Annotated in this window: 9 protein-coding genes; 3 read left to right on the top strand and 6 right to left on the bottom strand. The window is 45.8% G+C overall.

Going from position 1 to position 11,802, the window contains the following annotated elements:
* Positions 1–54: 54 nt before the first annotated feature.
* Positions 55–1,149 (bottom strand): DUF748 domain-containing protein, encoded by a 1,095-nt coding sequence (locus AYW76_RS08990; RefSeq protein WP_067218741.1) that lies wholly within the window; start codon positions 1,147–1,149, stop codon positions 55–57.
* Between the two features lie 355 nt (positions 1,150–1,504).
* Here AYW76_RS08990 and AYW76_RS08985 point away from each other — a divergent pair, with 355 nt between their 5' ends.
* A complete protein-coding gene (locus AYW76_RS08985; protein WP_067218738.1) occupies positions 1,505–2,161 on the top strand; it encodes an START domain-containing protein in 657 nt (218 codons plus the stop codon).
* 91 nt (positions 2,162–2,252) lie between these two features.
* Here the strand turns inward: AYW76_RS08985 and AYW76_RS08980 are convergent, their stop codons facing one another.
* Positions 2,253–3,404: a M14 family metallopeptidase gene (locus AYW76_RS08980; RefSeq protein WP_067218735.1), complete on the bottom strand. Its 1,152-nt coding sequence runs from the start codon at positions 3,402–3,404 to the stop codon at positions 2,253–2,255.
* Positions 3,405–3,440: 36 nt separating this feature from the next.
* Here AYW76_RS08980 and AYW76_RS08975 point away from each other — a divergent pair, with 36 nt between their 5' ends.
* Positions 3,441–3,956 (top strand): hypothetical protein, encoded by a 516-nt coding sequence (locus tag AYW76_RS08975; RefSeq protein WP_067218732.1) that lies wholly within the window; start codon positions 3,441–3,443, stop codon positions 3,954–3,956.
* A 97-nt stretch (positions 3,957–4,053) separates the two neighbouring features.
* Entirely contained in the window at positions 4,054–4,539 is a 486-nt protein-coding gene (locus tag AYW76_RS08970) for a putative 4-hydroxy-4-methyl-2-oxoglutarate aldolase (protein WP_067218729.1), read from the top strand.
* A 122-nt stretch (positions 4,540–4,661) separates the two neighbouring features.
* Here AYW76_RS08970 and AYW76_RS08965 read toward each other — a convergent pair whose 3' ends face one another.
* The 4 genes from AYW76_RS08965 to AYW76_RS08950 are packed head-to-tail and all read right to left on the bottom strand — an operon-like array spanning position 4,662 to position 11,619.
* Positions 4,662–7,364 (bottom strand): hsp70 family protein, encoded by a 2,703-nt coding sequence (locus AYW76_RS08965; RefSeq protein ID WP_067218726.1) that lies wholly within the window; start codon positions 7,362–7,364, stop codon positions 4,662–4,664.
* Complete coding sequence (locus AYW76_RS08960; RefSeq protein WP_067218723.1) at positions 7,364–9,112, bottom strand: Hsp70 family protein; 1,749 nt, start codon at positions 9,110–9,112, stop codon at positions 7,364–7,366. The genes AYW76_RS08965 and AYW76_RS08960 overlap by 1 nt, the downstream gene beginning before the upstream one ends.
* Positions 9,113–9,706 carry a DUF2760 domain-containing protein gene (locus tag AYW76_RS08955; RefSeq protein ID WP_067218719.1) on the bottom strand — a complete coding sequence of 198 codons (594 nt, stop codon included), beginning with the start codon at positions 9,704–9,706 and terminating at the stop codon, positions 9,113–9,115.
* A 5-nt stretch (positions 9,707–9,711) separates the two neighbouring features.
* Entirely contained in the window at positions 9,712–11,619 is a 1,908-nt protein-coding gene (locus AYW76_RS08950; protein ID WP_067218716.1) for an ATP-binding cassette domain-containing protein, read from the bottom strand.
* Positions 11,620–11,802: the final 183 nt, after the last annotated feature.

The raw sequence follows: 11,802 nt of genomic DNA, 5'->3' as shown, positions 1-11,802 counted from the left end.
TTCAGAAATTAAAAAGCCGAGCAGTTAGCTCGGCTTTTTTGTGCCATTTTAGAATTATGTATCAACGCTTGTAGGCGATTCATTCGTTACTTTTTTGAACAAACCCTCAAATCCATTATTGTAAGCATCGAAAAAGGCATTGCTCACCGTATTTACAATCGCTTGCCAAGTACTGATATCTGGCTCGTTTAAACTGCCCGAAAAGTTTAACTGAGTCGCCAATCGGTCAGAATCTGAGTTCGTAAAAAGCTCAGCTAAACCACCTGTAATACCCTCCCAAGCTATGCGGAAAGGGTTTTCACTCTGTTCGACGACATCTTGTTCCCAGTCAAATATATCAACATTTTTAAACAACGGCTTAACATAGCCAGTCAACTGACCATCTTTGGCCTCAAGCTCAGACACTACCTCGCCTGTTCCACCGTTGAAATCAACGCCGGCGTACGCTTTAGCAAGATCGTTCAACATAGGCAGACTGATTTCTTCACAATGCAGCGCCGCTACGAAGTTGGCTTTTGCAAGAGGATCAAATTCGGCATTTATTGTCATAAGTGCATCATTTAATGCATTGGCTTTGACATCTAAACTAGCAACACGACCCGAGCCATTACCCACATTAGTAAGATTGGTAACAGTAGCATCTATATTATTTAGTTGAACATTCACAGGGGGGGTTGATTCAAAATTTCGGAATGCAACAGTGCCCTTCTCTATTTCAACACGGTTAATTGTTATAGGTGAAAGTTCAGCTACCGTTTTGCGCCAATCATTTCCTACACCAGACTGGTCATTTTGATCGCTTTTACTGTCCACAAAGTTCAATTCTGGTTCATGAAACACTAAATCGGCAACAATTGCGCCTTTAAATAAAGCAGACCAACTTAAGCCTATGTCTATCTCTTTTGTTCGAAAGAAAGGCACTTGTTTTGTGCCGTCTACCTTAACCACATCAAGATCGTGTATTTGATAAGCGCCGCGAAATAGAGACAAACTTACATGATCAATACGACCACTGTAGTCTCCGATACGTTCAAGACGATTATTTAAAAAGCTTGTCACCCAATAAGGCAACGTAAGGTGAACAACGATGATTAAGGTTGCCAGCGTTACTAACACCGCAATCCATGTGTATTTAGCTTTATTAGTCATAAGCAGACTTCCTATCTAAGACAACATACTTTAGGCAGCTTTGAGCATGATCAGCAAACCTTTGGACACAAAAGACTGAACAATGATGCATTGTTTACACACTCAGTCCAGATTTTCACACACAAAATCGCTGTCAGGAGACGGCTCGTATGACACATAGCATCTCGTACCAGCGTCAGAGTTCGTTCGCAGCAAGCGGATTGATGTCGACCCTAAACCTCTAAACGGAATAAACCGTTCTTAGAACTCTGCAAACTATTTGTAAGATTCGCACCAAACTATTGGTAATCACTATTATTTAGTTTAGATTCTGCATCGCAATAAGGAATGCACAACACCACGGATGACGATACTGATGAAACTATTAACACACTTGACCACCACGGCCTTTATTTTTACGGCGACAAGCTCCTTCGCGCATTCCCTCAATGACTGGACGCTAGAGACTGAAGGCCCGTCCTTTGAAGTGTACTCCAAAGAATCTCAAGACAAACGATACGAAATATTAGCTCGCGCAGATGTTCAGACATCACTTGGTGCATTCTTAGCTCTAATGCAAGATGCCGAACGCGCGCCAGATTGGGTGGCTAATTGCAAGAAGATCATGGTACAGACAAGCTCATCAGGGCTCGATGCCATCGTACATAGCTACTATGATGCGCCTTGGCCTGTCAAAGATCGCGATATGGTTACTAAAACTCACATTCATCTTGATGATGACCAACAAGGTTACACAGTAAGCGTCTCGGATCTTGGCCAAGATATACCTAAGAGCGTTGGTTATATTCGGATACAGAATGTAGAAGGTGCTTGGGACGTGCGTCAGCTAGAGGGTGGCTTTGTCAGAGTTACCTACCAAGGCTCGGGTAACCCCGCGGGTAACCTGCCTCAATGGGTTACAAACGATCTATTAGTACAATCAACCAGCGAAACATTTGAACAGATGGCACAACTGCTTCGCGAAGATCAATACCGCAACGCCTCCACACTCGCCTTATTACAGCACCCCTAAACATGACTCGTACGACCCGATTGCATCGGGGACTCAGCAGCCTAAATCGCCATCGGGAGATGGCTCGTACGACTCAGTTTTTAGCAGAATTTTAATCGCCTTTCATATGCTCACTATTGATCACATGATAAATCGGATACAAGACGTCGGCACCGAGAATTTTAGAGCGCTCTGGTGACCACCCCACCACATCGTCTGGTAGATTTTGATTGTCTTTGAATGGCATTTCCAATGTTAGCGATAAACAACGATAGGTATTGCCAACCCACTTTGAAGCAACCGTTAAGGTCTCTTCTCCATAACGTACTTTCTCGTAGCCAATTTCACTTTGGAAATCAGGACTTACTTCCGTAAAAATATCGTCAAAGATGGCTTCCATGTCAGCCATACGCTGATCAAAATTAGGCACACCTTCACAACCGTCGACAAAATTCACCGGCAATGTTTCATCACCATGAATGTCTAAAAACAAATCAACACCCGTTTCAGACATCTTCTTTTGTACGGCTAAGACTTCAGGGCTTCGGTCTTCTGTTGCACGTTTCCATTCTCGGTTAAGATTGACACCTTTACTGTTTACCCGCAGGTTGCCATGCGCAGCACCATCTGGATTCATATTTGGCACGACATAGAAACGACATTGATCCAACAATGCACGAGCCATCGGGTGTGACTCATCAAACAGACGCTCTAACAAACCTTCAATAAACCATTCAGCCATCGTTTCACCGGGATGCTGGCGGGCAATAATCCAGATGTTCTTAGCTAACCCCTGTGTCTTACTTATCTCTAACATAGTGATATCACGACCTTCGGCCGTTTCACCAATATGATGTGTAATACAGTCTTCGTAACTTGCCGCCCAAGCCACCATATCTAAATGTCGCTCATAACTATATGGCGCAAAGTAGGCGTAATAAACACTGTCTTGCTCAGGCGTATGAGTAATTTCTAACACACCATTAATGTACTCAGTTGGCACACGAAACCAGTTCTCGCGATCATAAGATGCAACCGCTTGATACCCCTCCCAACCTTCAGCAAAAGCAGCATCAGCGGCATTCTCAAAACGAATGACACATTGCTCACCCATGCCGCCTTGAAGGCGAAAATAGAACCACTGGTAGAAATCAGAGTGTGTATCTTTGGGGATATTTACTCTAATATTGTCCGGCTCCGTGGCGTCGATTACATCAATATTACCGCCATCAAAGAAACTGCTGATTTTGAGTCGGCTAGTCATTCATTCTTCCTTAACGCTAGGCTGTTAAATTACATTATGGCAAGTTTACCGATATTCATAAGCGCTGTCGCTAACTCAACAGACGAACCGCACTTTCCAATACTAATTACTTGGTCGACACACGATGGGCAAGTGAAAGAAGTATTGGTTACACCCGATGACGAATGGCTTCATAGTCATGCCATTGAACCTAATATACAAAATTTAGATGAACAACAACTCTACGAATTCGGCTACGAAGCTCAAGATATTTTGACCGAATGGGCAACCGAACTCGATACAGACACAATGTATGCTGTCGATGCTGAAACCGTTGAAATCTTAATCGAGACCTTATATGACACAAAAGGACTAGAACCTTCCTTTGAAATTAACTCAATTGAGCAATGGTTTAGCGAACGTGACGTCAATATTCATCAAGCACGTGAAGAGCAAGGCGAACATACGCCGCTACAATTACTGAGCCCCGATGAACAAATTATGAGCCTACTGCAAATTGCCGCCAACCATGATCTACTTGATTTGAGCGCATTAGAAACTGACAACTCGTAAAACTGCGCTTAAAATAACGAACATAAACGGGGTGCTATAGCGCCCCGTCGCGTATGTCTCTAGAGTGAAGTCAGTTTTAATTATTCTAGGAATCGTAATGAAAGACATTCTTCCAGACCTATGTGACCTTTACCCTAACCACATTCAAATTGCCGAGCCTATTTTTCAGGATTATGGTGGTCGCGACCATTTCCACGGTGAAGCGGTAACCGTTTATTGTTTTGAAGATAACAGCCGTGTCCGTGAACTTGTGCAAACATCAGGCAAGGGCAAAGTTCTTGTCGTCGATGGCGGCGGAAGTAAGCGTCGCGCCTTGCTTGGAGACATGCTCGCTGAGAAAGCGGCGAGTAATGGCTGGGAAGGCATTGTCATTCATGGAGCGATTCGCGATGTGGTTGCGCAGTCCCAAGTCCCGTTAGGCCTTAAAGCCATTTGCGCCAACCCAATGCCCACTGAAAAAAAAGGCCTTGGGGAAGTAGGTAAAACTCTTTCATTTGCGGGTATTACGATTTCCAATGGCGACCACATCTACTGTGATCGCAATGGTATTGTGGTTGCTAAACAACCTCTAGCCCTTCCCTAATTGAACTCAAAACACTATCTAACGGTCGCAATATTTTTTGCGTCGACAAACAACAAAAAAGGGGAAGCATAGGCTTCCCCTTTAACCATCACACTAGGTGAAAAGCTCTGCTGAACAGCAGACTACCCTAAAGATAGTCCAATAGGTAGGGTTTCGCCAACCAACTTAGACAGCTCGAAATCACTAAACTCAGAGGAAGACGCCTCTAGCCGTTGTAGCCATTGAGCTGGGCATTTATCCTTTCTAAGTTTGTCAGACACTTTTTTACGTAAAGCGCTCAGCTCTTGCGAGGACGCTTCATCTGCCGTCAGCTGAACCATCAGCACAGCCGCCAATCCAGCTTGCTTACGCTTTTTCCAGTCTTCTTTTAATGCTTCTTGGGTAAGCTTGATTGCCACTTTTTCATCAAGTCGATTCTGCTCATCATGGATCAACAGACGTCGTGAAGCCAAACGACCTACCGACCACCAAGCCGTATCTGGCTCCGATGACTTTTTAAGACGCTTAGACAGCCAATCAATACTTTCAAGCTTACGCTCGGTCGGTAATTTCTCTAGGGCGCCAACCATCCGAATCATGTCATCACTTGATTTTGTTGCTAACGCTTTTTGCTTATCTCGTGATCGCTGACCTGAGGGCGAATAGTATTGCGCAAACTGTTTATAAAGGCTCTCTTGGGTTGCAACAGACAATCCGCCCGCAATACGCCGATAAAGCGTCCAGTGCTGCCCCCAAACAGGAGCTTGATCATGCTTAGGGCCTTGTTTAGTCGCATTAAATGTCTGTTCAACACGTGCCTCGTCCCCCATTGCGCCATAACCTGGACGCAAACAAAACCCGATAAGTTGCAACCACTGGCGCTCATGCTGAGGCGACTTTGTACGACCACCTTTAACCGCCAACAATTTATCCACCAAGCGGCGAGATGTCGCTAAGCTCCACTCATCACGGTCACCTAACAAGCGATCAAGGTCTTGTTTAAGCGCTTTAACCAAGTCTGGATACTCTTTTTGGCCAGCGGCAGAAAAACACTTCACTAAATGCTCTTCCGCTTGCCCCATACTCTGGTGCAGTTGACCTTCTTGATCATTTTCAGATTGCTCTTGTGCGGCCTTAGCAACGCCAAAATGCAACGTCCATTGATCGTTCAACTTTGCTGAGCGCAACGATACCTCAAGCACACCGACTTCAGTCATGGTCGCGGCAAGATTTACTTCGACTGACAACGAATCACTCGAACCGTCCAGCTCAGTCACCAAATTAGAAACAAAGTGCAAACCTGCTTCATCCGATTTTAGCTCACCTACGTCACAACTTAGGTGGTCATCACAGCGATAAAGCGGAAACTGAACCTGTTCCCCCATCTTTACGCTAAATGTTTGATCAAGCTCTATCAACTCTTCTTTCGATGTGCCTTTTGGGAGCAAACCTAAAAATTGTCCATCCGCAAGCTTTAGCAACAAACTGTGCGGCACCCCACTTTCAATGCGCTCTGATTCACCAGCCAGTGCTCGCAAATACTGAGCCGCACCTTTTGCGACCGCATCATTCGGCTCAGAAGCATCGCATATCACTAGCGGCTGCTCTGACCAATTGTTCAATTGTCTCAATACGCGCTGCTTTAACAACGGGCTGTTAAACAAACCGCCATTAAACAACACCACATCAGGCATTGCAGAACCTGTCGCGTTGCGAATCTCATTTTCATGGGCACGCAAAAAAGCCGCTAAGTGTCGTGTAAAAGCGGCATCATTCTCATAGGGCAAACCTAATGTATGTACGGCATAGTCACTTTTTAGAACCTCTGCAGTGATGGCCTCCATCGGCAAGAAACCTGATTCCACTTGCTCCACTAGCTGAGCGCGCTCAACCATGAATTTCTGAGAACCACCAATCAGTCGACTACCGCCACCCAATACCGTTAAAGTGACCGATTCAGGCGCATCCTCGCTGAGCAGAGACTCTTTGGCTTTACGGGTTTGTTGCACCAATGCCGCTAAACGAGACGCTGACAAGGCTGAAATTTGACGAGGATCGAGTTGATAAGCCAACGCTTGATCTAAGTTATCCCCTCCTAACAGCAAATGATTGCCTACCGCAACACGCTTAAGCGTGGTTTTCCCACGACTCGTTTGACCGATACGTACCAAACTAAAATCCGTCGTTCCTCCACCGATATCAACGACAAGCAGCATCTTTCCTCGCGCCAAGACATCTAAGTTGTCCTGATTGCGAATAAAGTGATAACACGCTGCTTGCGGCTCTTCTAACAGATATAAATCACCGTAATTGGCATTTCTAGCAGCTTCTAACGTTAATGCACGAGCGTCCTCATCGAATGACGCTGGCAAGGTCAATGCAACATCTTGATGCTCTAATAAACTTTTCGGAAAAGCGTGATTCCACGCTTTACGGATATGCTCCAGCAACAAAGTGCTTGCTTGCAAAGGACTAATCTGACGAGCAGAATCTGTCCCCCATGGCAAAATCGCTTGACGGCGATCCACTTGCCGGTGACTCAACCAACTTTTAGCACTCTGAATCAACTGTCCAGAGCGTCGTTGACCAAGCTCTAAAGCGCCATGACCCACAATCAAGTCCGTGGCTTGCCCTCGCCAAGGCAAAACAGGCTCGATCTTGCCTACTTCGTCTTTGGCGAGTAAGTAAATAGCGCTAGGAAGCCGCGTAGAAGGACGAACTGTACCATCCGCCATAAATTGCGGTATGTCCAAAAGTTTGGGCTCTGTCTCGCCCGCCGCAAGGTAGGAAACCACACAGTTCGTGGTTCCCAAATCAATACCAATACGATATCGAGCGTTTGACATTAAGACTCCCTAACTTGGAATTCGATGGTCCATACCAAATCTGATTTCACATCATGAGCTTGCAGTAATAACAGCCCAAGCTCTGTCACACGAGAAGATAAACAGACACGCACCATATCACCTTCTTGGTAATGACCCGCATCCAACGCAATCGATAACGGACTCAATTCACGCAACGCAGGCACAGAGAACGAAGGCGTCACTTTGCCTAATGTATCGACTTCTGCATTTTGCGATTGGAAAAAGCGAAAGATCACCGACTCACCCACGACTAATGAGAACTCATTAGGCAGCATTTGCTCATCAGAGCCTTCTTCAAGACCAAAAGGTGCGATACATAATGCGTCAACAGGAGGTGCCATGCCTGGAATAGCAGGCATTGGGCTAGCAACGCCAATGTAATAATTGGCCGCTAAACCACTTTTAACTTTAACGCCGCCTTCTTGTTGCACTTTCTCATAGAAAGCAGCACCTTTGGCCACAGCATAGTCAAGGTGTGCAGGCGTGAGCATAGTCAGCTCAGTATGCTCACCTAACATTTCCTGTAAACGCTGCTCCAGCAAATCGCGAATAGGTTTAGCATTAAACACACCACCGTTCAGCAGTATCTTATTAGGAACCACTTCAACCGTTGCTAAAAATTCTGAAATATGACGCGTAATTGCAGGATCGGCTTCGTAATCTAGGTTAATCGCTGCAAAACCTGAGCGCTGACCAGGTTGAGCGCGCTCACCTAAAGTGACCGCAGGAAAAAAGCCCTCAAGCAATTGCTGCTGTACGTCCGCTTGCGTCAGGGTCGCTTTGATACTGTTATTAAACAAACTGCGGCCACGACTCGGAACAACAACGGAGGCTTCAGCAATCTCTTGATTACCGAGCAAGCGCTCCTTGGCTTCGCGACAGGCTTGCGTCAAACCAGAGATCTGCCATGGCTCCAATTGAGTGCCTTGCTGCGCTAATTGCCCTGCTAGGCGGTAAGTTAGCGTCATGTCCATGTTGTCACCACCCAACAGGATGTGGCGCCCCACGGCAACACGCTCAAGACCTAAACTGCCGTCTTGGTCGACCGCTTGAATCAAAGATAAGTCGGTTGTGCCCCCACCTACGTCCACAACTAAAATGTGATCATCAACATTTAACGAGTCAGTCCATTTTGGCTGATCCGCTAACCAAGCATAAAACGCGGCCAAAGGTTCTTCGATTAAACGCGCACGCAAGCCTGCATTTTGAGCGGCATTTTCCGTAATGGTTCGAGCCGCAGGATCAAACGATGCAGGCACGGTAATGACCACATCTTGATCTGCCATCGGCGCATTCGGGAATGCGTAATTCCAAGCATTAACAAGGTGCTCTATATACCATTGAGTGACTTGCGCTGGAGAGACTTTGTCAACTTCTTCAAGTGCATCCACCGGTAAAACGTGTTCATCCGCGTTCACGCGCGTGTGGCACAACCAGCTTTTCGCACTTTGCGCCATACGTCCCTGAGACTTAGCACCCAATTCACGAGCTAGTGCTCCGATCACCACATCGACATTGCCCCATGGTAACTGTCGATCACTCTCTAAAAATTCTGTTGCATGTGGAAAATAGGCAAAAGATGGCAGCAGAGCCAACTCTTCAACACGACCAGCCGCCGTAAGCTGAGGAATATTAAGTTGCTTTAACGTTGCATCATCACCCTGTTCAGCATAGAAAATCGCAGAGTGTGTTGTTCCTAAATCGATACCAATAAAATATTGTGACACTTAAACCTCCACTTCCGCAGGCGCCAAAATGTGTAGGCTCTCGGTATTGGTAACTTTGGGTAAATTGGTTGCAGTGACTTGCCAGCCCGGGTGAATCAATGTTCCTGCGTAAGGGCCATCACCTTGCACTCGTCCTTCTAGCTTGATCGACTTTGGATCATAGTCCGCAGCCACTTCCACGCGACTGTTTTCTGGCGAACCATTAACAACATCGACAGTGAAATATTGACTAACCACTTTTGCGCAACCGGCATGAATTTGACGTGCAGCCGCACCGACGTCTTCATCGCTGTAGCCATCCACACTTTCTTTCACAAAATCGATGAAACGCGCTTCTTGTTGCAACAACTGTAGGAGTTGCAACGCACCGTCTTCATTTACGCTATCAAGTTTAGGCGCCTGCACTTCTACTTCTTTGATGACTTCAACTGTTTTATTCACCACCTGTGGTTCAACTTCTGAAGCAAACTTATGACCATCACTTACGGCTGAGCATCGTGCTGCGTATTGACCATTACCCATGTACTTAAAAAATTGGCCGAACGCGCCAAAAAAACGCGTTACAAAGCCTATTGATTTAATTTCATCTGCCATTTTGTTTATCCGTTTTGCATTTCTTCTAACTCGACCCAGCGCTCCATCGCATTTTCGAGTGCTTGTTCTGTTTCGGTCAGCTTAGCAAGCGTCGCTTGAACCTTTTCAGGGTCGCCAGCATAAAAATCTGCAGACGCAGTTGTGTCAGACAACGTTTCAAGCTGCTGCTCTAATTGCGCAATCTGTTCAGGCATTCCCTCTAATTCACGCTGTAATTTATAACTAAGCTTATTCTTTGGCTTAGCTGGCTCAGGCGCTTTTTTAAGAGTTTCAACTTTCTTCTCAACTTTCACCGGTTTCTCTACTTCAGCACTGGACTCATCAGGGAACTTGCCTCCTTGACGAATCCAATCTTCGTAGCCACCGACGTATTCTTGCACCACACCATCCCCTTCGAAGGCGATCGTACTGGTAACAACGTTATCCAAAAAGGCACGATCATGGCTCACTAACAGCAATGTGCCGTCGTAGCTCATGAGCAATTCTTCTAAAAGCTCAAGTGTTTCAACATCCAAATCGTTGGTTGGCTCATCCATTACCAACAAGTTCGCAGGACGTGTAAACAGCTTGGCTAATAAGACACGATTCCGTTCTCCACCAGACAAAGCCTTAACAGGTGTTCGAGCGCGCTCAGGTGGGAATAAGAAATCTTGAAGGTAACCAATGATGTGTCGATTTTGACCATTGATTTCAATCGTGTCTTTGCCTTCACCGACATTGTCCGCAACTGTTTTCTCTGGGTCTAATTGATCACGAAGTTGATCAAAGTACGCAATATCAAGCTTAGTGCCTTGACGCACCGAACCGGAATCCGGCGATAGCTGACCTAATAAGATTTTTAAGAAGGTACTTTTACCGCAACCATTAGGGCCAATCAGACCAATACGGTCGCCACGGTTCACGATCAGATCCATCGGACGCAAAATAACTTTATCAGCAAAAGAGTGCGCTACCTGAGTAAACTCGGCCACCAATTTACCGGATTTGTCTTTGCTTTCCAGCGCCATTTTAGCCGCACCTTGGCGATTGATACGCTCTTTACGCTCTTCGCGTAAAGCTTTCAAAGCTCGTACGCGCCCTTCATTACGGGTACGACGTGCTTTGATCCCTTGGCGAATCCATGTTTCTTCTTCCGCTAATCGCTTATCAAATAACGCATTCGCACGCTCTTCTTCTTCCAATAGCTTTTCTTTGAAATCCAAAAAGCCGGAAAGCGTGCCAGAAAATGACAACATATTACCGCGGTCTAATTCGATGATGCGGTTAGCCAAATTCTCTAGGAAGCGACGGTCATGGGTAATAAATAAGATCAAACCCCGAAACTGCTTCAGTTGTCCTTCCATCCACTCGATAGTTGGCACATCCAAATGGTTAGTTGGCTCATCCAGTAGCAATACATCCGGATTAGAGAGCAATGCTTGAGCAAGGATAACTCGGCGACGCCAGCCACCCGACAACTCAGACATCAATTTGTCAGCGGGTAACGCTAAGCGCTGGATCATGTGGTTTACACGTTGATCAAGATCCCAACCTTGACGTTTATCCAGCTCGTTTTGAATGTGCGCCATTTCGTCATGGTGCGCATCATCGTAATTCTCCAGCAGTTCATTGTAACGTTGCATTAGAGCATGCAAATCGCCACCGCCTTCGCTGACAATTTCACGAACCGTTTTATTGTTTGCCGCAGGCAATTCTTGAGGAAGCTGAGCGACACGCATGCCGCCTTCAACACGAATCACACCTTCATCCGGGATCACTTCACCGGCAATGATTTTTAAAAATGTGGATTTACCAGCGCCATTGCGACCAATAATGGCCACGCGCTCTCCAGCTTCCGCCGAAAAGCTGACTTTATTCAGTAACGGATTGTGGCCAAAAGCCACACTTACTTGGTCGAGTGTTAATAAACTCATAGAATTCCGTAAATACAGGGTCAATTTAGTGGCATCATGTTATCACTGTTCGCCTTGGAGTTTTAACAAAAGCCGCGTTTTTACGTTGATTTTTAATCAATTTCCTAAAATCAAGATGACTAATTTAAACCGCAATATAGGTTCCTTTGACGTCACCTATATTTTTTAGTCATAAAAGTCTGT

The sequence above is a fragment of the Marinomonas gallaica genome, from assembly GCF_001639745.1.
GTDB classification, from domain to species: Bacteria; Pseudomonadota; Gammaproteobacteria; order Pseudomonadales; family Marinomonadaceae; genus Marinomonas; species Marinomonas gallaica.
Note: the sequence above shows the minus strand (reverse complement) of the source record. Positions and strands in the feature narration are given on the sequence as shown.

Coding starts and splice junctions, on each gene's coding strand:
- AYW76_RS08950 (WP_067218716.1), bottom strand. CDS start 11,619: ATGAGTTTATTAACACTCGACCAAGTAAGTGTGGCTTTTGGCCACAAT.
- AYW76_RS08990 (WP_067218741.1), bottom strand. CDS start 1,149: ATGACTAATAAAGCTAAATACACATGGATTGCGGTGTTAGTAACGCTG.
- AYW76_RS08970 (WP_067218729.1), top strand. CDS start 4,054: ATGAAAGACATTCTTCCAGACCTATGTGACCTTTACCCTAACCACATT.
- AYW76_RS08955 (WP_067218719.1), bottom strand. CDS start 9,706: ATGGCAGATGAAATTAAATCAATAGGCTTTGTAACGCGTTTTTTTGGC.
- AYW76_RS08985 (WP_067218738.1), top strand. CDS start 1,505: ATGAAACTATTAACACACTTGACCACCACGGCCTTTATTTTTACGGCG.
- AYW76_RS08975 (WP_067218732.1), top strand. CDS start 3,441: ATGGCAAGTTTACCGATATTCATAAGCGCTGTCGCTAACTCAACAGAC.
- AYW76_RS08965 (WP_067218726.1), bottom strand. CDS start 7,364: ATGTCAAACGCTCGATATCGTATTGGTATTGATTTGGGAACCACGAAC.
- AYW76_RS08980 (WP_067218735.1), bottom strand. CDS start 3,404: ATGACTAGCCGACTCAAAATCAGCAGTTTCTTTGATGGCGGTAATATT.